Source organism: Xanthomonas theicola, assembly GCF_014236795.1.
Lineage (GTDB): Bacteria > Pseudomonadota > Gammaproteobacteria > Xanthomonadales > Xanthomonadaceae > Xanthomonas_A > Xanthomonas_A theicola.
On the sequence record NZ_CP049017.1, the window covers coordinates 1,977,297 to 1,997,796 of the forward strand.

General features: G+C 64.2%; 20 protein-coding genes and 2 pseudogenes. 5 read left to right on the top strand and 17 right to left on the bottom strand.

Annotated elements, in window-relative coordinates:
* Window positions 1-3: 3 nt before the first annotated feature.
* From G4Q83_RS09085 to G4Q83_RS09135, 11 genes are all read right to left on the bottom strand, one after another.
* Window positions 4-1,713, bottom strand: a complete 1,710-nt coding sequence (locus tag G4Q83_RS09085; RefSeq protein ID WP_246432332.1) for a rhamnan synthesis F family protein — start codon at window positions 1,711-1,713, stop codon at window positions 4-6.
* Complete coding sequence (locus G4Q83_RS09090) at window positions 1,701-3,014, bottom strand: glycosyltransferase WbsX family protein (protein ID WP_128418640.1); 1,314 nt, start codon at window positions 3,012-3,014, stop codon at window positions 1,701-1,703. Before G4Q83_RS09090 ends, G4Q83_RS09085 begins: the two co-directional genes overlap by 13 nt.
* A 169-nt stretch (window positions 3,015-3,183) precedes the next feature.
* Window positions 3,184-4,275 (bottom strand): class I SAM-dependent methyltransferase, encoded by a 1,092-nt coding sequence (locus tag G4Q83_RS09095; protein ID WP_128418639.1) that lies wholly within the window; start codon window positions 4,273-4,275, stop codon window positions 3,184-3,186.
* Window positions 4,272-4,901 carry a CatB-related O-acetyltransferase gene (locus G4Q83_RS09100; protein ID WP_128418638.1) on the bottom strand — a complete coding sequence of 210 codons (630 nt, stop codon included), beginning with the start codon at window positions 4,899-4,901 and terminating at the stop codon, window positions 4,272-4,274. Before G4Q83_RS09100 ends, G4Q83_RS09095 begins: the two co-directional genes overlap by 4 nt.
* A complete protein-coding gene (locus tag G4Q83_RS09105; protein ID WP_128418637.1) occupies window positions 4,898-6,262 on the bottom strand; it encodes an ABC transporter ATP-binding protein in 1,365 nt (454 codons plus the stop codon). The genes G4Q83_RS09100 and G4Q83_RS09105 overlap by 4 nt, the downstream gene beginning before the upstream one ends.
* The gene (locus G4Q83_RS09110; protein ID WP_128418636.1) at window positions 6,252-7,091 is read right to left on the bottom strand and encodes an ABC transporter permease; all 840 of its coding nucleotides are present in this window, start codon (window positions 7,089-7,091) and stop codon (window positions 6,252-6,254) included. Before G4Q83_RS09110 ends, G4Q83_RS09105 begins: the two co-directional genes overlap by 11 nt.
* Window positions 7,088-8,284, bottom strand: a complete 1,197-nt coding sequence (locus tag G4Q83_RS09115) for a cystathionine gamma-synthase (RefSeq protein WP_128418635.1) — start codon at window positions 8,282-8,284, stop codon at window positions 7,088-7,090. The genes G4Q83_RS09110 and G4Q83_RS09115 overlap by 4 nt, the downstream gene beginning before the upstream one ends.
* Before the next feature lie 81 nt (window positions 8,285-8,365).
* Window positions 8,366-9,736, bottom strand: a complete 1,371-nt coding sequence (locus tag G4Q83_RS09120) for a pyridoxal-phosphate dependent enzyme (RefSeq protein ID WP_128418730.1) — start codon at window positions 9,734-9,736, stop codon at window positions 8,366-8,368.
* 200 nt (window positions 9,737-9,936) lie between these two features.
* The gene (locus G4Q83_RS09125; protein ID WP_128418634.1) at window positions 9,937-10,161 is read right to left on the bottom strand and encodes an HP1242/YdcH family protein; all 225 of its coding nucleotides are present in this window, start codon (window positions 10,159-10,161) and stop codon (window positions 9,937-9,939) included.
* A 336-nt stretch (window positions 10,162-10,497) separates the two neighbouring features.
* Entirely contained in the window at window positions 10,498-11,394 is an 897-nt protein-coding gene (locus tag G4Q83_RS09130) for an OmpA family protein (protein ID WP_128418633.1), read from the bottom strand.
* Window positions 11,391-11,783, bottom strand: a complete 393-nt coding sequence (locus tag G4Q83_RS09135) for a DUF4398 domain-containing protein (RefSeq protein ID WP_128418632.1) — start codon at window positions 11,781-11,783, stop codon at window positions 11,391-11,393. Before G4Q83_RS09135 ends, G4Q83_RS09130 begins: the two co-directional genes overlap by 4 nt.
* Window positions 11,784-11,881: 98 nt before the next feature.
* Here G4Q83_RS09135 and G4Q83_RS09140 point away from each other — a divergent pair, with 98 nt between their 5' ends.
* A complete protein-coding gene (locus tag G4Q83_RS09140) occupies window positions 11,882-13,030 on the top strand; it encodes a PilT/PilU family type 4a pilus ATPase (protein WP_128418631.1) in 1,149 nt (382 codons plus the stop codon).
* A gap of 108 nt (window positions 13,031-13,138) precedes the next feature.
* Here the strand turns inward: G4Q83_RS09140 and maiA are convergent, their stop codons facing one another.
* Both maiA and G4Q83_RS09150 read right to left on the bottom strand, forming a co-directional pair.
* Window positions 13,139-13,798 (bottom strand): maleylacetoacetate isomerase, encoded by a 660-nt coding sequence (gene maiA, locus G4Q83_RS09145; RefSeq protein WP_128418630.1) that lies wholly within the window; start codon window positions 13,796-13,798, stop codon window positions 13,139-13,141.
* 92 nt (window positions 13,799-13,890) lie between these two features.
* Window positions 13,891-14,880 carry a fumarylacetoacetate hydrolase family protein gene (locus G4Q83_RS09150; RefSeq protein ID WP_128418629.1) on the bottom strand — a complete coding sequence of 330 codons (990 nt, stop codon included), beginning with the start codon at window positions 14,878-14,880 and terminating at the stop codon, window positions 13,891-13,893.
* Window positions 14,881-15,253: 373 nt separating this feature from the next.
* On the opposite strand from G4Q83_RS09150, the gene G4Q83_RS09155 reads away from it, so the two are divergent.
* From G4Q83_RS09155 to G4Q83_RS09170, 4 genes are all read left to right on the top strand, one after another.
* Entirely contained in the window at window positions 15,254-16,621 is a 1,368-nt protein-coding gene (locus G4Q83_RS09155; protein ID WP_128418627.1) for a DEAD/DEAH box helicase, read from the top strand.
* Window positions 16,622-16,885: 264 nt separating this feature from the next.
* The gene (queD, locus tag G4Q83_RS09160) at window positions 16,886-17,248 is read left to right on the top strand and encodes a 6-carboxytetrahydropterin synthase QueD (RefSeq protein WP_128418626.1); all 363 of its coding nucleotides are present in this window, start codon (window positions 16,886-16,888) and stop codon (window positions 17,246-17,248) included.
* Window positions 17,249-17,454: 206 nt separating this feature from the next.
* Window positions 17,455-17,826 carry a phasin family protein gene (locus G4Q83_RS09165; RefSeq protein WP_128418625.1) on the top strand — a complete coding sequence of 124 codons (372 nt, stop codon included), beginning with the start codon at window positions 17,455-17,457 and terminating at the stop codon, window positions 17,824-17,826.
* A 285-nt stretch (window positions 17,827-18,111) separates the two neighbouring features.
* Complete coding sequence (locus G4Q83_RS09170) at window positions 18,112-18,345, top strand: transposase family protein (protein ID WP_185817461.1); 234 nt, start codon at window positions 18,112-18,114, stop codon at window positions 18,343-18,345.
* Here the strand turns inward: G4Q83_RS09170 and G4Q83_RS09175 are convergent.
* The 4 genes and pseudogenes from G4Q83_RS09175 to G4Q83_RS09190 form a co-directional block, all read right to left on the bottom strand.
* Window positions 18,266-18,451 (bottom strand): annotated as a pseudogene (locus G4Q83_RS09175) (LysR family transcriptional regulator); the annotation flags it as partial. The gene G4Q83_RS09170 and the pseudogene G4Q83_RS09175 sit on opposite strands and share 80 nt — an antisense overlap.
* Window positions 18,452-18,579: 128 nt before the next feature.
* Window positions 18,580-19,011: pseudogene (tnpA, locus tag G4Q83_RS09180) on the bottom strand (IS200/IS605 family transposase).
* 282 nt (window positions 19,012-19,293) lie between these two features.
* Window positions 19,294-20,220, bottom strand: coding sequence for an aromatic alcohol reductase (locus G4Q83_RS09185; protein WP_246432333.1), 927 nt, complete (start codon window positions 20,218-20,220; stop codon window positions 19,294-19,296).
* Between the two features lie 63 nt (window positions 20,221-20,283).
* The gene (locus tag G4Q83_RS09190) at window positions 20,284-20,481 is read right to left on the bottom strand and encodes an aldehyde dehydrogenase family protein (RefSeq protein ID WP_211288369.1); all 198 of its coding nucleotides are present in this window, start codon (window positions 20,479-20,481) and stop codon (window positions 20,284-20,286) included.
* Between the last annotated feature and the right edge of the window lie 19 nt (window positions 20,482-20,500).

The window sequence follows — 20,500 nt, forward strand, 5'->3', positions numbered from 1 at the left end:
CCTTCAGGAAGGCAAAACAAGAATCCCCTGTTTATCGTAATCGTCATGGCGCAGCGCCACCCGTGGCGAACGCGTGGTACCGGCAAAGTAGCCCGCCTGCTCGACCCAGAGCACAAAAAGTCGCTCGACCACATGTGCGAGAGTAGCGTCTCGCTGCCCCGCTTCCGGATCAAACTCGCTCAATGCGATATTCCGCGCACGAAGCGCACCCAGCGCGGCCGGTCGGAACCAGAACATCGTGCCGGCGAAGAAGCCCAGACGGATGCGCGCGTCGTCGATACCCGTCTCGGCGGCAAGGATTCGCAGGCGCTCCTCGTTCCCCCCCCAGAATCGTGCATTGCTGAGGTAAGCCGACTCCGGACCGACGATGCCGCAGGCCGGATTGTCAGTGAAGGCGCGAAGGATCCTCAGGACATCTAGCGACGAGCCTAGCAGAGACTTCATCAGTTCATCGCGCCACTCGCCACCGCCATCGTGGTAGACGCTCTTCTTCGAATGGATCTTGCAGACCGCGTCGTAGCGATCGAGCAGGCCGGTATTGAGCAGACTGATGAATGGACCGACATCCCGTCCGATATTGGGATGGACGAATACGAACGCCCGAACCTTATGTTCTTGGAAATACCGAGCCGCGACGCGGCGATCGGCAATCGACTTGACCGACACGAAAACATCGTGATCGACGATCACATTGCGCATGCAGGCATAAATCGAGTCGATCAAATCGATATGGAACAGGTGCAAGACGATCGCAAAGCGCGCGCCCAGATTTTCCACATCGATCGCGCCAACGCCGTAACGCTCCAGTTCGTCCAGGGTAGGGACATCGCTCTCTCCTGTGACGATTGGCATGGTGTTCTTACGCGTCTGGCGCATACGCGCAATTTCACGCTCGACCATAGCAAGTGCGCTGGCATCGGTGATGACACGCGCCAACTCCACATCGAGCACGCCATTAGGATCGTCACGCAGCACTTCGCTTTTGATGAAACCGAAACTGCGATACAGATCATCCCAGAGATAATGCGCGGGATTGGCATGCAATATGCCCTGCTTGCTCGGCGCGGCGATCAAAGCATTGATCCCATCGCGCAGACACTTACGTTTCAACCTGGCCGCGATAGTTCGCGTTGCATCAGCCGCGGGCTGGAACGCAACTCCGATCTTCGCGCCATGAGACAGCAGCCATTGGGTCAGCCCGACTTCGTAGGAGAGAATTATTTCCCATTTATCGTCAAGTACGCGGACATTCCTCCAGAACTTGTCGAAATAATGACTGAAAAAAGCGCTCTTGCGGAACACCAGAAAATAGGACTGCAGATGGCGACTTACCTGCAACGATTCGGTCATTCCCCAAGCATCGCATTCGACACCACGCATCTGCGCAAACGCCTTGCCTATGCCGCCCCGATCAATCGTGATCACACTGTCATTGGCGATGATCAGTTCGTCGTAGGAATACAGCGCCTCGACCGCGAAGATGCCGGTACGGAATGAGTAGAAATCATAGCCGACGTTTTCGCGCACGATCACCATAATGCGCTCATCCAGACCCATGGCCTGTTCGGGCGCCAGCCGCGTCGACACCAGCACGATCCGCTCGGCATGCAACAGCAGCTCGTCGAGCAGGCGCCGAGTGAACTCGGTCAGCAGGCCTTCGGCGTCGAAGTGGGCGACGACCGCAACCCGACGCGCGGCCTTCATCGATTCCATACCTGATAGACCTGCACGGCGAACGCATGCAGCCGTGGGAAGGGCCTCAGCGCCCTTCCGATCAGGGAGCGGACGCGGGAGGGCTTGATGATCGGCGCATCCAGGGGGCTGGCGCGGCGCAGTTCCGCTGACAGCAGGACCACCTCATTGATAAGGCGGTCGCGGTCATCCAGCAACGCTGCGGTACGTTCGCCACCGAGCGCGCGAATGAGCGTGGGATCGTTGAGGAGATCCTCCGGATCGGAGCGCCCTCCTGTCACCGCGGCATGCGTCGCCTCGAGATAGGCCAGGCCATGCTTCAGATCCGGCTCGAGGTGGCAACCTTCACCCCATTCGTTCCATGCGTTGATGAAGATCAATTGGTCTTCAGGTGCGTTGTTAAGGCGCGTGTACTTGACCAGCATGCGCAGCCAGTACTGATAGATCGACGGCGAGGAATCCAGCAGGATGTGCGAAGTATGCTGCCGCCGGGCGGTGTTGTCCCACGAAGGGACGATACCGCGGTACCAACGGAAATCAGGCTTTTCGCGACTGATGGACTGCGCGACGACCTTGCGGTAGTCGGCCAGGCCGCCCCGGAATTCCGGGTTGATCATGTCGACGTGGTGAGTCACCCGGTTTTCCGAACCGAGGAAGGTGTGGGGAGGGAATTCGACGGCAGCATCGAAACCCCAATCGCGCGGATCCACGATCCCGTAGAACTGCACGGCAACCAAGTGGATTTCGCCGATGCCATGCTGGCGGGCGACATCGCGCCAGCGCTCGGCCGTCTGCCTCGAGTTCGGGAACAGGTCTGCACGATAGACGAGCAACATTGGCTTGCCATCCACCCGGATCGCCCGGCGGTCGCTCAGCAGCGGCAGGATGTCCTCGAGGAAACGACGGTCTTCATCGTCACCGTGCTTCTGCTCTAGCAGGACATCCTTTTCCATGCCGTCCCAGGTTCGCGTCCAGTTCTCGTTCGCCCAGCAGATGCAGAAAGGGAACTCGATGTCGCTCTTCAGATAATTGTCGATCGGCAACTCAAGGATGCGGCGCCCATCGAACCAATAATAATAGAAGCAGAAGCCGTGGATGCCGTACAACGCGGCGAGTTCGGCCTGCGCGCGCATATTGTCGACCAGACGCAGATCATAGAATCCGAGCTCGCGGGGAATGTGCGGCTGATAATGGCCAACGAAGTTCGGCCGACCCTTCGCCACATTGGTCCACTCGGTAAAACCCGGCCCCCACCAGTCCGAGTTTTCCGCGACCGGATGATACTGCGGCAGATAAAAGGCAATTGGCTTCACGGTCGACATTTTCACCCCAAAAAATTCGGACAGATCCCGATTGCCGGGACATTTGCTAGACTGGAAGCAGAGAATTCCTCCCGCTGCCAGCTTACTAATTTCATGTAGCCAGACGTTACAGAATCTCGTACACATCAGGTAGCGAGCACATCGCAAGCAAGCCTTGCAACCGATGTGCTCAATGCCCCGTCAGACGGCGCCACCAAGGCCGCGGCCGCAGCAGCTGATCCAATTTCTGCACATTGCCCTCCAATCGCGGTACTACAGCAGACATTACTTCGCTCAGCGCCTGCGCCTGTTCCTCGACGATGGCACGCCGCAGCTCTGCAGACAATACGGAGCCCTGTGACAGTTGCTGGACCTGCCGCTCCAATTGCTCGACGTATCCCTGCTTCTGCTGGACCTGCAGCTCCATCTGCTGAGCCTGCTGCTGCAACTGCTGAACCTGCTGCTGCAACTGCTGGACCTGCTGTTCCACCTGCTGGGCGTGCTGTTGTTGCGCCTGCTCCTGCTGGCTAACACGAACGACCTCGCCGCGCGCATCTGCAAGACCGGCGTAGACGCGCTCAAGTTCCTCAAGGTTCTTGACATTGCGACCGAGCACATCGAACAAGCGGTTGATCAGTGCAAGCCCGCCAGCGGCGGCGACATCGGCCAGTGCCGATAGAGCAGGACTGCGTTCCTTGCCAACCAGCAGCACACCGAGCCCATGCGTGTGGGTGAGCTCGAATGCCGGATATTGCTGGCTGATTTCGGCCCAATACTGCCAGACACCAAAACCGCGCTCGCGCACGCAGGTGTCATGGAACAGCACAACGCCACGACTGGAGAGCTTCGGCAGCCAGCTCTCGAAATCTTCCCGAACTGCTTCATAGGTGTGCAGGCCATCGATATGCAGCAAGTCGATTGAACCGTCGGTGAAGTACTCCAACGCCTCGTTGAAGCGCATCCGCAGCATTTCGGAAATACTGGCGTAATTGCGCTGCTGATAGTCGCGCAACTCGTTGTAGATATCTTCGCCGTAGAAGCCCGCATGCTCGTCACCTTCCCAGCTGTCCACCGCGAACACGCGCGAAGTCAGCTCCTGCTCCTGCACGGCCTGGCAGAAGGCCAGGAATGATGCGCCGCGATGCGTCCCCAGCTCCACGATGGACTGCGGACGAAGCTGCTCCACCAGCCACGATGCAAATGGGATATGCCCCAGCCATGCGCTGAAGGGCACCGACCGCGGAGCGATCAACATGCTGGGGGACAATGTGAAGTCGATCATGGAACGGCCTGGCCAGCAAAAGGGAAAGTGGAATCACCGCAATGCGACGCCGCAGCGATAAACGCGCCGATATCGTCAGCGCACAGAACAGACTCGAACGCGCGGATCTTCTCGATCGGCCACTGCCACCAGCGAATCTCCAACAACCGTGCGATGATCTGCTCGTCGAAGCGCATGCGCACCACCCGCGCGGGATTGCCGGCGACAATGGCGTAGGGCGGCACATTCTTGCTGACCACCGCACCAGCCCCGATGCACGCACCATCGCCCACAGTGACACCGGACACCACGATGGCGCCATGTCCGATCCAGACGTCGTTACCGATGAGCGTGGGTCCCTTCGTGTGTGGATGTCCATCCTGACCGGCACCCGGAGAGTTCAGTGCGATCCTCAGCGGATAGGTGGTGACCCAGTCCAGCCGATGTTCGCCACCTCCGAAGATGAGCACATCGTCGGCGATCGAACAGAACGCGCCGATATCGATCCGTTCGCCGTCGCTCCACACTTTGAACTGCGGATTGCCATAGGTGAAGCGACCAACCGAGATGCGCGGATCGTTCGTCACCAATGGCGGGATGAATCCCCCCTGCTCGGTCACTGCCGCTGAAAGATATGCATCGCTCATGGCCTGGAACTCGTGCGCTCCATCTTCACCTCGTCGAAGGGGATGCCGACCAGGCCGTAGCGCAAACGGGGCGAGGCAACCCGGATCAGCACCGCATCATGCAACCACGCATGCTGCGTATTGGCATACGGGTCGCCATCGGCGATGGAAACCGTCATGGAGTATTCGCCGTTAGGCAAAAGCGGCAAGGTGAAGCGGAATGACGCTTCCAACCCGGTATCGGCCTCCACCTGCATGGGCGGCTGCACGTAAGTGTAAGTGTGTTCGCCGAACAACGACTGGCCGAGCCGGTCCTTGACGAAGAATCCGATCAAGGGACTCTGCAGCGGTTGGTGGGCGGTGGCCCGGATCTTCAGTACCACCTCCTCGCCACCGGCGAAGGAGGTAAAGGGCTCGCCCCGGTCGTTGCACAGCATCACCGAATCGATACTCGCGACACCGGACTGCCAGCCACCGGAGTTGGCCACGTTGTCGAAGAGTTCGACCTTCATGCCCTTTTCTATGCGTCCCGGCGACGGCGTCTTCGGCTCGGCCTTGCCTGCCTGCCGCGACTGCAGCTTGATCGTGTCGCCATAGACTTCCTGGGAGCAGTATTCGATGTAGGCGTTACAGGTGTCTTGCGCGGTGCCGTGCATCCGCATCTCGCCACGGTCAAGCCATACCGCGCTCTGGCAGAAATTCAGTACAGAGGAGGTGTCATGGCTGACGAACAAAAGTGTGCCGTTCTCGCGGAACTTGCGCAGGAAGCGCATGCACTTCTGCACGAAGATGGCATCGCCCACCGCCAGGGCCTCGTCGATCACCAGGATGTCGGCGTCGACGTGGGCGATCACCGCGAACGCCAGCCGCACATACATGCCGCTGGAGTAGGTCTTGACCGGTTGTTCGAGAAAGTCGCCGATGTCGGCGAATGCCACGATGTCCTCGTACTTTCGATCGATTTCCTCGTACGACAGGCCAAGGATCGAGGCACTCATGTACACGTTCTCGCGGCCGGTGAATTCGGGATTGAAGCCCGCTCCCAGTTCCAGCAGCGCCGCGACGCGGCCACGCACGGCGACTTCGCCGGTGGTCGGCTGCAAGGTGCCGCAGATGATCTGCAACAAGGTGGACTTGCCCGAGCCATTGCGCCCGATGATGCCCACGGTGTCGCCACGGCGCACTTCGAAGTTGACGCCCTTCAGCGCCCAGAATTCACGGTAGTGCCTATTGCCAGGCTTGCCCAGGAAACGGGAAAGGCGGGGCAGGATCGCCTGCTTTAGGCGATCCTGCGGCTGCGAATAAACCTGGAAACACTTGGTGACATCCGATACGCGGATCGCAAGCTCCGCCTGGTCTTGGACAGATTGCTCAGATGACATCGGCAAACCCTCGGCGCATCTTCTGGAAACACACGTAGCCGAACCAAGCGACGAACGCGGCAAAGACGGTGTATTTGCCCAGCCCGATGAAATCGGGCGTCTTATCCCAGATCAGTACGTCGCGCGATTCTTCGATGATGAAGGTGAGCGGATTGAGATAGATCCACTTGCGGATGCCCTCGGGCAGCGACGAGACCGGGTAGAAGACCGGCGCCAAGAACAGCAGGATCGTGGTCAGGATGCCGGTCATTTGCCCGATGTCGCGCACGAACACACCCAGTGCCGACAGCAGCCAGGCCAGGCCCATCGTGAGTAGCACCAGCGGGAGCAGCACCAGCGGGAGGTACACGACCGTTACCGGCAGGACCCCGCGAATGAGCAACTGCGCGAGCAGCAATACCGCGAGCGACACCAGCGCATGGAACAGCGCAGCCCCCATTGCCACCCACGGCAACGTCTCCAACGGAAAAACGACGCGCTTGACGTAGCTTGCGTTGCCGACGATCAAACTGGGGGCACGATTTACGCATTCGGCGAAGATGCCGTGCACCAGAATACCGACGAACAGAATGATGGCGAAATCACCCTTGTTCGCTGTCCCCACGCCCCAGCGCGCATTGAAGACCACAGAGAACACGAACGTGTAGACGGCCAGCATCAGCAGAGGATTGAAGAACGACCAGGCCAGGCCCATTAACGAACCGCGATAGCGGCTGATGACCTCTCGTTTTGCCAATTGATAGATGAGCACGCGATTGCTGATGAAGCTGCGCATCATGGCCATCGGCGAACCCGAGACAGCGATGGAGGACGAGATCATCTGGTTCATACGGAAGTATCAACGAGCGCGCGCTGCAGATCCACCTGCAAATCCCCCACATCCTCGACCCCCACGCTCAACCGCACCAGCGCATCGCTGATGCCGAGCTGGGCGCGCCGTTCCACCGGCACCGAGGCATGGGTCATCACCGCAGGATGGTTGACCAGGCTCTCCACGCCGCCCAGCGATTCGGCCAGGGTGAACAGCTCGGTGCGTTCGCAGAAGCGCTTGGCCGCCTCGAAACCGCCCTTGAGCACGATCGAGACGATGCCGCCGAAGCCGAACATCTGCCGCTGCGCCAACGCGTGCTGCGGGTGCGAGGCCAGACCGGGGTAGATCACCTTGTCGATCGCCGGGTGGGTGTCCAGCCACTGCGCGAGCTGCAGCGCGTTGGCGCAGTGCGCGCGCATCCGCAGCGGCAGGGTCTTGAGCCCGCGCAGCGCCAGGAAGCTGTCGAATGGGCCCTGCACGCCGCCCACCGAGTTCTGCAGGAACGCCAGCTGCTCGGCCAGTTCGGGGTTGGCGCCGACCACGGCGATGCCGCCGACCATGTCGGAGTGGCCGTTGAGGTACTTGGTGGCCGAATGCACGACGATGTCCGCGCCCAGTTCCAGCGGGCGCTGCAGCATCGGCGAGGCGAAGGTGTTGTCCACCACCGCCAGCAGGCCGTGCTTGCGCGCGATCGCCGCGATCGCGGCGATGTCGACGATCTTCAGCATCGGGTTGGTGGGCGTCTCGATCCACACCATCCTGGTCCTGGGCCCGATCGCGGCTTCGAATGCGGCCGGATCGGTCAGGTCGACGAAGCTGAACTCCAGTGCGGCGGTGCGCTTGCGCACGCGCTCGAACAGGCGGTAGCTGCCGCCGTACAGGTCGTCCATCGCCACCACGTGGCTGCCGCTGTCCAGCAGCTCCATCACCGTGGAGGTGGCGGCCATGCCCGAGGCGAAGGCGAAGCCGCGGGTGCCGCCTTCCAGCGCGGCGACGCAACGCTCATAGGCGAAGCGCGTGGGATTGTGGGTGCGCGAGTACTCGAAGCCCTGGTGTTCGCCGGGGCTGGACTGGGCGTAGGTGGAGGTCGCATAAATCGGCGGCATCACCGCGCCCGTGGACGGGTCCGGATGCTGGCCGCCGTGAATCGCCAGAGTCGCCAGCGACAGCACAGGGCCGTCGCCATTGGGGTTGGACGCGTTGTCCGTCATGAGGGGTTCCCGGAGAAGGGGCGTGATTCTAGCAGCGAGGTCTGAACGGCCCCATGCGGCGGGGCCGTTCGCGCGGGCGCGTCACTGCACGCGCCGGCGCAGGTAGTTGAGCAGGTCGATGCGGGTGATCAGGCCCACAAACGCGCCCTCGTTCATGACGATGGCGACCTGGCCGCGGTCGAACACCGGCAGCAGCGCTTCGATCGGCGATTTCACGTCCAGCCGGTCGAGCTTGCTGACCATGGCCGTGGAAACCGGGTCGCGGAACCGCGCTTCGTCGCCATAGACGTGCAACAAGACGTCGCTTTCGTCGACGATGCCGACCAGTTGGTCGCCATCCATCACCGGCAGCTGCGACACGTCGTACAGCTTCATGCGCTGGTAGGCGGTGGTCAGCAGGTCGCGCGGGTCTACCACCACAGTGTCGCGCTGGCTGTACGGGCGCAGGATCAGGTCGCGCAGGTCGCCGTGCTGCGGGCGCTCCAGGAAGCCGTTGTCCAGCATCCAGTAGTCGTTGTACATCTTCGACAGGTACTTGTTGCCGGTGTCGCAGACGAACACCAGCACCCGCTTGGGCTCGGTCTGCGCGCGGCAGTATTTGAGCGCGGCGGCCAGCAGGGTGCCGGTCGAGGAGCCGCCGAGGATGCCCTCCTTGGCAAGCAGTTCGCGCGCGGTGTGGAAACTCTCCGCGTCGCTGATCGAATAGGCCTTCTTGACCCGCGAGAAATCGGAGATGTCGGGCAGGAAGTCCTCGCCGATGCCCTCCACCAGCCAGCTGCCCGACTTCTTGCTGACCGTGCCCTGCTCGATGTACTCGGTCAGGATCGAGCCGACCGGGTCGGCCAGCACCAGTTCGGTGTGCGGCGAGGCGGCGGCGAAGGCGCACGACAGGCCAGTCATGGTGCCGGAGCTGCCGCAGCCGAACACGATCGCGTCCAGGCGCCCATCCATCTGCCGCAGGATCTCCGGGCCGGTGCCGAACTCGTGCGCGGCCGGGTTGTCGGAGTTGCCGAACTGGTTGATGAAGTACGCCCCGGGGGTTTCAGCGGCGATGCGCGCGGCCAGGTCCTGGTAGTACTCGGGATGGCCCTTGGCCACGTCCGAGCGGGTCAGCACCACCTCGGCGCCCATCGCCTTGAGGTTGAAGATCTTCTCCCGGCTCATCTTGTCCGGCACCACCAGGATCAGCTTGTAGCCCTTTTGCTGGGCGACCAGGGCCAGGCCGATGCCGGTATTGCCGGCGGTGCCCTCGACCAGCACCGCGCCGGGCGCGAGTTCGCCGCGGCGCTCGGCGGCCTCGATCATCGACAGGCCGATGCGGTCCTTGATCGAGCCACCGGGGTTGGCGCTCTCCAGCTTCAGGTACAGCTCGCATACCCCCGCGTCGAGCTTGCTGGCCTTGACGATGGGGGTGTTGCCGATCAGGTCGAGTACGGAGGAGTGAATGGCCATCGAGTCCGGGAGCATCGCGCCGTCGCTGCGGCTGGGCCGGCGATTATCCGCGGTCTGCACCGGAATGTCAGACACAGGCGCGCTCAGGCACGAAAAAGCCGCGTTCGCGGCTTCGGTGGGGGATGACGCGGACGGTGGCAAGCCGACGAGGAGGCCGGCCACCGCCCGCGACAATTGAACTTGTCGAGAGAGAGGATGGATCAGTGAAGCTTTTGCTGCTCGTCGTAGAGCCGCTGCAGTTTTTCCTTGGCCGCGAGCTTTTCCCGCTTCATCTGGGACAGGGTGAGATCGTCGATCGGCAGCACGCCGAGTTCGGCGTCCATGCACTTCTTGTCCAAGGTCTTGTGGCGTTGGTAGAGCTGCTTGAACTCGGGATCGGACTTGATCAGCGCGTCGATTTCGGTCTGCGGTTGCCCTTCGAACATGGAATAGCCTCCTTCAGCTGAAGACAAGAACGCCCCGGCCGGAACGGCGCGGGGCGTTGCCTGGGAGCGGGGTCGCGCGGGCCGCCAGCCACTCTACCGCCACGCCCGGGCCTGTGGCTCCTGGAACGTCTCGCTGCGGTGCGTGCCACTGCGTCATCGGCCCGGCTCTCCGTGGAACCAGACGACGAGATGCCGCCTGGGATACCGACCCTACGCCTCCCTGCCGGATCCGACAAGAGAAGCCCGCCCGCTTTTCGGCATTCAGTTGCTTGCGGCTCAGGCCCAGAGAAAAACCGCGTTAAACCGGTGACCGGCGCACGCTCGCCACGGCGCCGCTCAGGGCGCGATCACCACCTGGGCGGCACGGGCCTTGGTCGCCGGCGCCTGCTTGCCGACCGCCTGCAGCCGTGCGGCGGCGACGCCGCCGCCGACCAGGGCGTCGCGCAGCACATCGGCGCGTTTCTGCGCCACGCCGGCATCGGCATCGTAGGCCTCGATCCGCACCCGTCCCTTGGCGCCGATCTGCAGGTACTGCGCCAGCGCCTTGGCCTGCCCCGCGGCATCGGCCGACAACGCCGCCTTGCCCGCGGCGAAGGCACCGCCGGCGACGGTGAAGACCTCCCCGCGCGGCTCGAAGCGCGACGCCGGCAGCTTGGCCCCGGCGACCAGTTCGGCCTCCTCGCGGGCCAGCTTGGCCGACTTCTGCTGCGCGGCGCTGAGCTTGGCGGTCTGCTGCCCGGCCACGCTGGTCAGGGCCTGCTCGGCGTCCTGCCGCGCCAGCTGTTCGGCCTCGGCCGCCTGACGCAGGCTTTCGGCCTCCTCGGCCTGGATCTGCGCCTGCACCCGCAGCCGCTCGGCTTCCTGGCGCGCACGTGCGGCTTCACGCCGGCTGGCTTCGACCAGCAGGTCGCTGCGGGTCTTGTCCAGTTGGTCGACCTGGCGCCGCGCCAGGGCGGCGCGCGCGGCGATCTCGGCGATCTCGACCCGGCGCTCGGCGAGATAGCGCGCATCGTCCTGTTCCTTGCGCTTGGCCGCGGCCAACGCGGCGACCGCCTGCTGCGCCTGCAAGCGCTCGTAGGCGGCCACATCGGCGCTCAGCGGATCGGCCTGCAGCGCGACCAGGCGCTGGTTCAGCACCGCCAGTTGCGGATCCTCGGCAGCCGACGCCGCCGCCGGCACGACCAGCGCCAGCAACGCGGCCAGCAGGCCGGCCCTGCCCAGGCAGCGGCTCATGGACTTCCCTCCCCGGTGTTCAGGCTGCGCTGCAGCTCGGCCACCTCGGCCTTGCGCTGCTGCAGTTGCGCGTTCGCCACCGCCTCCTCGCTGCGCGCCCGCGCCAGATCGGCATCGGCCGCCACGCGCTGCGCCAGCTGCGGCGCGGCCTTGCGCTGGCGGCGGTCCAGCGCCGCCAACTGAGCCTGCTCCAGGCCCTGGCGGGCATTGGCGATCAGATCGGGCGCGTACTGGTCGGCATCGGCCTGGATCGCGCGCTGCACCGCCTGCTGCGCGGCCAGCAATTCCGGCGAGGCGACCTGTGCAAACGCGGCGGGCGAGGCAAACAGCGCCAATGCGCACGCCATCACGTACTGCGGGCAACGGATTTGTGCGAAGCTAGGTTTCATAAAGGGGGCCGTAGGCGGAGACGTCGAGCACGGCCATTGTCGGAAGCCTGTGGCGCGCTTGCAACGGGCGATTGCGGATCGTTGGGGAACCATTGCGCATGGATATCGGCTACTTCCTGAAGCTGATGACCGAAAAGAACGCCTCGGACATGTTCCTGACCACGGGAGCACCGGTCTATATCAAGATCGAAGGCAAGCTGTATCCGCTCGGCGCCACCGGCCTGCCGCCGGGCATGGTCAAGAAGATCGCCTATTCGCTGATGGACGAAGGTCAGGTGCCGCAGTTCGAGCGCGATCTGGAACTGAACATGGCCATCGCGCTGCAGGACGCGGGGCGCTTCCGGGTCAACGTGTTCAAGCAGCGCGGCGAGGTCGGCATGGTGATCCGCGCGATCCGCAGCAAGATCCCCAGCATCGAGGAACTGCACCTGCCGCAGGTGCTGAAGGACGTGATCATGACCCCGCGCGGGCTGGTCCTGGTGGTCGGCTCGACCGGCTCCGGCAAGTCCACCTCGTTGGCGTCGATGATCGACCACCGCAACAGCACCACCACCGGGCACATCCTCACCATCGAGGACCCGATCGAGTACCTGCACAAGCACAAGTTGTCGATCGTCAACCAGCGTGAGGTCGGCCTGGACACCCACGCCTTCCACAACGCGCTGAAGAACGCGATGCGCGAGGCGCCGGACGTGATCCTGATCGGCGAGATCCTGGACGCGACGACGATGGAGGCGGCGATCGCCTTCGCCGAGACCGGCCACCTGTGCCTGGCCACGCTGCACTCCAACAACGCCGACCAGACCATCGAGCGCATCCTCAACTTCTTCCCGGAAAGCGCGCACAAGAACGTGCTGATGAACCTGGCGCTGAACCTGCGCGCGGTGATCTCGCAGCGCCTGGTCAAGGACAGCAACGGGCGCCGCCGCCCGGCCACCGAAGTGCTGCTGAACACGCCGATGATCCGCGACCTGCTGCGCCGCGGCCAGGTGCACGAGATCAAGGCGGCGATGGAAGAGTCGCTGGAGGAAGGCATGGAGACCTTCGACCAGTGCCTGTTCCGGATGGTCAAGCAGGGCCAGATCGAGCAGGAGCAAGCGCTGCGCGCGGCCGACTCGCGCGACGGCCTGGCCCTGAAGTTCCGCCTGTCCGAAGGCGCCAGCGGCGAACACGACCCCTACGCCGACTACGACACCGGCAACAGCGGCGGCGCCAGTTCGCCGCGGATCACCCACGGCTTCGGTTGAGCCGGCGCCGCATTCCCGGCGCCCCTGCAGGAGCGGCTTCAGCCGCGACGCTTTGCTTGAGATCAGGTCGCGGCTGAAGCCGCTCCTACAAGAGCAAGACGCCCGACCTCAGCCCTGCGCGTCCGGCTGCCGCTCCGGGCGCGCCGCGTCGAACGCCGGCAGCGCCAGGCAGGCCCGCTCGAGCCGGGTCAGGGTCGGATACGCCTGCATGTCCACCCCGAAGCGGCGCGCGTTGAACACCTGCGGCACCAAACAGCAATCGGCCAGCCCAGGCTGCCCGCCGTGGCAGTAGGTGCCGGTATCGGGCGATTCGGCGAGCAGTTGCTCCAGCGCATCGAACCCCAGCACGAGCCAGTGCAGCATCCACTCTTCGCGCTCGGACTGCGGCACGTTCCATACGCTCTCGAAGAACCGGCCCACGCGCAGATTGTTGAGCGGATGGATGTCGCAGGCGATCAGCTGCGCAAGCCCGCGCACCCGCGCGCGGTCGATCGCCGCGTCGGGCAGCAGCGGCGGCTCAGGCCAGCGTTCGTCCAGGTATTCCAGGATCGCCAGCGATTGGCGGAGCGGCTGGCCGTCGTGGCACAGGATCGGCACCAGTTCCTGCGGATTGAGCCGCGCGTACTCCGGCGAATGCTGCTGGCCGCCGTCGCGCAGCAGGTGCACCGGCAGCGCCTGGTAGGCCAGTCCCTTCAGATTCAGGCCGATGCGCACGCGATAGGCCGCGCTGGAACGCCAGTAGGTGTACAAATGCAACGCCTCTTCCACGCCCCGTCCTCTCCGCACCCGAATGGTCACGATACCGGGGCACGCGGAGGCGGCCGGTGCCGCCGGTCGCCTCCGCGCCGCCGCTGGACGGTTCAGGGCGACGATGCCTGTTCGATGCGTTGCTCGATCGCGCCGAAGATGCTCATCCCGTCACGATCCCGCATCTCGATCCGCACCACGTCGCCGAATTTCATGTACGGCGTGCTCGGCTGGCCGTCGCGCAGCGTCTCGACCACGCGCAGCTCGGCGAAGCAGGAGGCGCCGCGCGCGGTGTCCTGGTTGGCGATGGTGCCCGACCCGATCACCGTGCCCGCCGCCAGCGGCCGGGTCCTGGCCGCGTGCGCGACCAGCTGCGCGAAGTCGAACTGCATGTCCTCGCCGGCCTCCGGCGCACCGAACCAGGCGCCGTTGACATGGGTCAGCAGCGGCAGGTGCAGCTTGCTGCCGCGCCAGGCCTGGCCCAGCTCGCCGGGAGTCACGAACACCGGCGCCAGCGCCGAGCGCGGCTTGGACTGCACGAAGCCGAAGCCCTTGGCCAGTTCGGCCGGGATCAGGTTGCGCAGCGACACGTCGTTGACCAGTCCGACCAATTGGATGTGCGCGGCCGCCTGCTCGGCGCCGACCGCCATCGGCACATCGTCGGTGATCACCACGATCTCCGCCTCCAGGTCGATGCCGTGGTCCTCGCTGACCACCTTGACCGCATCGCGCGGGCCGTAGAAGCCGGCGCTGACCGCCTGGTACATCAGCGGATCGGTGTAGAAGCTGTCCGGCACCTCGGCGCCGCGCGCGCGCCGCACCCGCTCCACGTGCGGCAGGTAGGCGCTGCCGTCGAGGAATTCGTAGGCGCGCGGCAGCGGCGCGGCCAGCGCGGCGATGTCCAGGTCGAACTGGCCGTCGGCGCTGCCGTCGTTGAGCGACTCGAACAGCGCGTTCAGGCGCGGCGCGAGATTGCTCCAGTCCTCCAGCGCGCGCTGCAGGGTCGCGGCGATGCCGGTGGCGCGCACCGCGCGGGTCAGATCGCGGGAAACGACGATCAAGCTGCCGTCGCGGCCGCCTTCCTTCAGGGAACCTAGCTTCATGTCCGTCCAGTGCCGGGGAACCGATCGGGCGATTGTACGGCCACAGCGGCTATTTGGTTGCAACTGCAACAGAAGCGCCGTCGGCGCGGGAGCCACGCCGCTTTTTTTTGTGCAGCGCGCCAATTCAGGGTATACTGGCAAGGTCTGCATGCGGCCGTCCGTTTCCCTCAGGGACCGCCGGTGAGGTCAGGATCGTTCGATCCGCTCGCCCGCCCCGCCCGACGCCTTTCGTGGTGCCGACGAACCCAAGCCTTGTGCTTCGGGTTGATCCACCCTCTCGCAGCGCGGTTCACGGGAACGCTCCGAGCCTCACCTACTTGCGTCTGCATTCCGGGCACGTCCCGGCGACGGCGCGTTATCTGGAGTTTTCCTGATGTCGTTCGAATCCCTGGGCCTGGCGCCCTTCCTGCTGCGTGCATTGGCCGAGCAGGGCTACGAAACCCCCACCCCGATCCAGTTGCAGGCGATCCCGCTGGCGCTGCAGGGCCACGACCTGATGGCCGGCGCGCAGACCGGCACCGGCAAGACCGCCGCGTTCGGCCTGCCGCTGCTGCAGCACCTGGGCACCACGCCGCAGCCGGTCGGCCCCGGCCCGCGCAAGCCGCGCGCGCTGATCCTGACCCCGACCCGCGAGCTGGCCACCCAGGTGCACGACAGCCTGCGCGGCTACAGCAAGTACCTGCGCATCCCCAGCACCACCATCTACGGCGGCGTCGGCATGGGCAACCAGCTCGACGCACTGCGCCGCGGCGTGGACCTGCTGATCGCCTGCCCGGGCCGCCTGCTCGATCACCTCGAGCGCCGCAGCGTGGACCTGTCGGGCATCGAGATCCTGGTGCTGGACGAGGCCGACCGCATGCTCGACATGGGCTTCCTGCCCTCGATCAAGCGCATCCTGGCCAAGCTGCCCAAGCAGAACCGGCAGACCCTGCTGTTCTCGGCCACCTTCGAGGAAGGCATCAAGCAGCTGGCCCGCGAGTTCATGCACGACCCGCAGGAAATCCAGGCCACGCCGAGCAACACCGTCGCCGACACCATCACCCACCGCGTGCACCCGGTCGACGGCACGCGCAAGCGCGAACTGCTGCTGCACCTGCTGGCCGCCGATTCGCGCAAGCAGACCCTGGTGTTCGCGCGCACCAAGCACGGCGCCGACAAGCTGACCATGTTCCTGGACAAGTCCGGGCTGAAGGCCGCCGCGATCCACGGCAACAAGAGCCAGGGCCAGCGCCTGCGCGCGCTGAGCGATTTCAAGGCCGGCCGCATCACGGTGCTGGTGGCGACCGACATCGCCGCGCGCGGCATCGACATCGACCAGTTGCCGAAGGTCATCAACTACGACCTGCCGATGGTCGCAGAGGACTACGTGCACCGCATCGGCCGCACTGGCCGCAACGGCTCGCAGGGCGAGGCGGTGTCGCTGGTGGCGCAGGACGAGGCCAAGCTGCTGCGCGCGATCGCACGCATGCTCAAGCGCGACATGGACATCCGCGACGTGCCGGGCTTCGAGCCGGTCACACCGATCCGCTGGGGCAACAACAATCCGGCCGACGAGCGTCCGGGCGGGCAGCGTCCGCCGCGCAAGGGCAGCCACGCGCGCCGCCCGCACGGCGATGCGCCGTCGCATGCGCATGCCGGCCCGAAGAAACCGGGCGGCAGCCAGCCCAACGGCGGACGCCGCCAGGCCCAGGAACGCCGCCAGGGCAACGGCGGCAGCCGCCGGCCCAGCGCCACGCGCTGAGCCGGCGCGATCCGCGGCGCGTGGGTCGCCCTGCGCCGTGGGCGCCCGGTCGAGGACCGGGCACCCACGAGCCCAGGCAAAAAAAGCGCGCAATGCGCGCCTTTTCCGTTTACACCGCCGCTCTTCGCCGACAGTCCGCCAGCACCGCTGGCGACATCGCTGCTACGGGCCTGCTCGGCGAAGTGCGCTGCGCTTGCCCGGCTTTGCTGCGCGACATGCCGACCTCGTCCGCGCGATTTCCGGCGCACCCGTACAATGCCGCGCATGGATATCTTCAAAGTCTTCACCCTGGAGGCGGCGCACCGGCTGCCCAACGTCCCACCCGGCCACAAGTGCGCGCGGCTGCATGGGCATTCGTTCCGGATCGAACTGCATGTCAGCGGCGAGCCTGGCGCCGAGACCGGCTGGGTCATGGACTTCGGCGACATCAAGACCGCGTTCCGGCCTATCTACGACAGCCTCGACCACCACTATCTCAACGACATCGATGGGCTGGAGAACCCGACCAGCGAACGCCTGGCGGTATGGATTTGGGAACGGCTCAAGCCGGCATTGCCGCTGCTGAGCGAGGTGGTGATCCACGAGACCTGCATGTCCGGCTGCCGCTATCGCGGCCCGGACGCCTGAAGCCAGGCACCTGCGTCCCGCGCGAGCGGCCCTGTCTGATGGCGCAGGCATGCCCTGGCCAAGACGTATGCGCGCGCCAAACGCGTTGATCGTAAAGGTAGTTGAACGAGACCTGAGCAGCTTCAGAAAAATTTGTTGCATTGCAGCAGAATCCGCGTATATTGCATCGCAATAGTCGATACAGCCTCCCCTCTGGAGTCGCCTTGATGTCCGCTCAATTCAACGACAAGTTCAGTCCCTACACCGAGCACTTCGCCGCCACCGCCGCGCGCGCCAATCGCCTGGCGCTGGAAAGCGCCGAGAGCGTATTCGGCGTGCAGTTGAAGACCTTCGAGAAGAACGTGGCCGCGACCACCGGTTTCCTCGGCGAACTCACCGAAGCGCGCGACCTGGACAGTGTGCAGTCGTTGTGGCCGAAGGGCCTGCAGATCGCCCGCGACAACTTCGAGCGGCTGGCCACGGCCGGTCAAGAAGCATTTGGGCTGGGCCTGAAGACGTCCGAGGCCATCGGCCAACTCGCCAAGCGCCAGTTCGAGGCGACCAGCGACCAGACCGCGCCGAAAGCCAAGACCAGATAAGTCCGTTGCGGCGCAGCCGCGCGACTGACCAGTGGCAAGCGCGGGTCCCTCCCCCCGCGCAACCCAGGCCCGGTAGATCCCTCCCTCTACCGGGCTTTTTTTATGGTTCATCGCCCAACTGAGTGGAGAGGCGCACGGCCGACCGGTCAGACTTGCTGTTGTCTAGGCAACCAACGGAAGGCCGGCCGCGGTCGAGCAGGATTGTATATCCCGGCTGGGCGGCTGGGAGGGGTGCGGTGTCCGCAAGTGGCGGCATGCGTCCCGTGGGCAGCAGCGTTGGGGGGGGTGATCGACCTGGAGCCGGCGCCGGGTGCGCAACGGCACTGCATGGGCTGCGGGCAGACGGTGACAGCGATTGATGACCGCACGATGCGGCGCATCGGCGAGTTGCCGGTATTCGGCGATCCGGTGGAGTTGCATGTGCCGCGTCTGCGCCTGGCTTGCCCGCCCGTGTCAGGCGCGTGCTACGGCTGGTGCGGACGAACAATTGTTCGTACAGGTCTTCTTCCAGTTCCTTGATGGTGCGTGACAGCGGCGATTGCTCGATGTGTAGTCGCTCGGCGGCACGGGCAAAGTGGAGTTCTTCGGCTACGGCGAGGAAGCAGCGTAAGGGTCGCAGTTCCATAAGGCACTTATGGTTGATGCGAGTAAATATCCCCCGGCAAAGCCGGGGGCTTTAGAGATGTGAGCCGCTCAAAGCGGCTGCGGGAGCGCTACGCGCCTCCCTTGTTAGGGCCACCTGAAGGTGGCCGACTACCTCAGCAACTGCAATTGGTCCAAGCGCCGATCTTCCGCCTCTTGGTTCTGGATGTATGCCCCGATCAACCCTTCATCCCGACCTACCCTCGTAACGAAGTAACCTCGCGCCCAGAAGCTCTGCCCTACAAAGTTCCGCTTCCGCTCCACATACACCCGCGCTAGGTGGATGGCGCTCTTGCCCTTGATATAGCCCACCACCTGCGACACCGCCTACTTCGGCGGAATCTTCAACAGCATATGGACGTGATCTGGCATCAGATGGCCCTCCTCGACCCGGCTCTCCTTCTGCTCGGCCAATCGCCGGAACACCTCTCCTAGATGCTTCCTCAGACCCACATACAGTGTCTTACGGCGACACTTCGGTATGAACACAACGTGGTACAGACACTCCCACCTGGTGTGACTTAAGCTCTCAAACTCATCCATCTCGGTTTCTCCGTCTCGTGTGCTTGGCCGCTCACGTTGCGGAGTCTCCGGGATGGACTCCCGGATACGTCAAACTTCTACTGCCTCCCCGGCAGAGCCGGGGGAACTCTCAGGTTGGTTTAGTGATCATGCGCAGTGACTGCCATCGGCGGTGCTGCGCCACGCCGCAAGACGTTGAAAGGCAGTGTCTGGTGCACCACCAACAGATGAGGCCGCCGGTGATCTTGGAATCCAACGCACATTGCCGTTGCTTCGCTGGACATCGGTAATGCACCTGAACCATCAGCGTAGTCGAGCGCGCAGATATCCTTCGACGTCGACCGTCTCAAATCCATGACGAGCGTTGTAGGTGTTCGACTTCTCCCACCACATACCATCCCCCTGAGCGAACGCTGCGCGGTAGCGGGACATGACGTCACCAGGGGCCGCGGCTAGATCGGCGCGCAGCTTGTCGAGAGTCCATTCCGTCTTGTCGAACTGGACACCGGTGACTCGCTGGACCACTTGCGCGAGCTGTCCATAGGAGATGGTGTCGCCCGCGATATAGACGACCTGATCGACGATGCGCGGTTCGGCAAGCAGGATGTCGGTGGTGAGCTTTCCGATATCGTCTGGCGTCGTGACCGTGACCTTCGTCCCCCAACTGCCGAGCCCGTGGACCGTCCGGCGTTCGAGGTCAACGACGTCGAACGCCGGCTCGAACAGGAAGCTGGTGAACATGCCGGTCGAGACAATCACCCATTCGGTACTGGTCTGGCCGCGCAACAGTTCACGGACCTCGTACTGCTCATCGAACACAGGCTGTCCGCTGCCGCGCCCCACGACGTCGTAATCGACTCCGAACTGCCATGGAAAGTACCGCTTGACGCCTGCGGCGAACACCGCGCGGGTGATCTTCAACTGGGTGCCCGGTCCGGCCACGAAGCCGGTGCAGTTCACCACCGTCTTGAAGCGCTTGAACAGGTCGGTCAGCGTCTGCGCGTCCGACGCCAGATCCAGACCGAGGACTTCAAGACCCAACTCGCGCAGCGCGGCGAGGGTCGCTGCGTCCTGTGTAGAGGGACTATCCACGGTTTGTGGCGCAACCAGCACCGTCAGTCGCTCATTCGCCGACCGCAGACGCGGAGCAAGCGCCTGTACGACCGCCATTCCCAGTTGCCCGGCGCCCATCACCAGGATGTCGCTTAAATCCACTTCGGTTGTGTTCACTTCGGTATCCTTTTCTATGAATGTGTTCAGAGCGTGAGCTCGGCGAAGCTTCCGCAAAAGCTGTCAGGCAGCTTGGTTGATGACGTTGATCTGGCAGAATTCGGCCAGGCCAAGCGCTGTCCACTCGACCCCGAGGCCGGACTGCTTCGCACCCGCTAGGGGAGCCTCCGGGCCAAAATTCAGGTGCTGATTCACCCAGACGGTGCCCGACTGCATGCGCCCTGCCAACTCCCTCGCGCGGGCGGCATCGCCCGACCACACAGAGCCTCCCAGGCCGAAG

Coding starts and splice junctions, on each gene's coding strand:
- G4Q83_RS09090 (WP_128418640.1), bottom strand. CDS start 3,014: ATGTCGACCGTGAAGCCAATTGCCTTTTATCTGCCGCAGTATCATCCG.
- G4Q83_RS09085 (WP_246432332.1), bottom strand. CDS start 1,713: ATGGAATCGATGAAGGCCGCGCGTCGGGTTGCGGTCGTCGCCCACTTC.
- G4Q83_RS09150 (WP_128418629.1), bottom strand. CDS start 14,880: ATGAAGCTAGGTTCCCTGAAGGAAGGCGGCCGCGACGGCAGCTTGATC.
- G4Q83_RS09105 (WP_128418637.1), bottom strand. CDS start 6,262: ATGTCATCTGAGCAATCTGTCCAAGACCAGGCGGAGCTTGCGATCCGC.
- G4Q83_RS09115 (WP_128418635.1), bottom strand. CDS start 8,284: ATGACGGACAACGCGTCCAACCCCAATGGCGACGGCCCTGTGCTGTCG.
- G4Q83_RS09165 (WP_128418625.1), top strand. CDS start 17,455: ATGTCCGCTCAATTCAACGACAAGTTCAGTCCCTACACCGAGCACTTC.
- G4Q83_RS09130 (WP_128418633.1), bottom strand. CDS start 11,394: ATGAGCCGCTGCCTGGGCAGGGCCGGCCTGCTGGCCGCGTTGCTGGCG.
- G4Q83_RS09120 (WP_128418730.1), bottom strand. CDS start 9,736: ATGGCCATTCACTCCTCCGTACTCGACCTGATCGGCAACACCCCCATC.
- G4Q83_RS09095 (WP_128418639.1), bottom strand. CDS start 4,275: ATGATCGACTTCACATTGTCCCCCAGCATGTTGATCGCTCCGCGGTCG.
- G4Q83_RS09140 (WP_128418631.1), top strand. CDS start 11,882: ATGGATATCGGCTACTTCCTGAAGCTGATGACCGAAAAGAACGCCTCG.
- G4Q83_RS09135 (WP_128418632.1), bottom strand. CDS start 11,783: ATGAAACCTAGCTTCGCACAAATCCGTTGCCCGCAGTACGTGATGGCG.
- G4Q83_RS09125 (WP_128418634.1), bottom strand. CDS start 10,161: ATGTTCGAAGGGCAACCGCAGACCGAAATCGACGCGCTGATCAAGTCC.
- queD (WP_128418626.1), top strand. CDS start 16,886: ATGGATATCTTCAAAGTCTTCACCCTGGAGGCGGCGCACCGGCTGCCC.
- G4Q83_RS09110 (WP_128418636.1), bottom strand. CDS start 7,091: ATGAACCAGATGATCTCGTCCTCCATCGCTGTCTCGGGTTCGCCGATG.
- G4Q83_RS09155 (WP_128418627.1), top strand. CDS start 15,254: ATGTCGTTCGAATCCCTGGGCCTGGCGCCCTTCCTGCTGCGTGCATTG.
- G4Q83_RS09100 (WP_128418638.1), bottom strand. CDS start 4,901: ATGAGCGATGCATATCTTTCAGCGGCAGTGACCGAGCAGGGGGGATTC.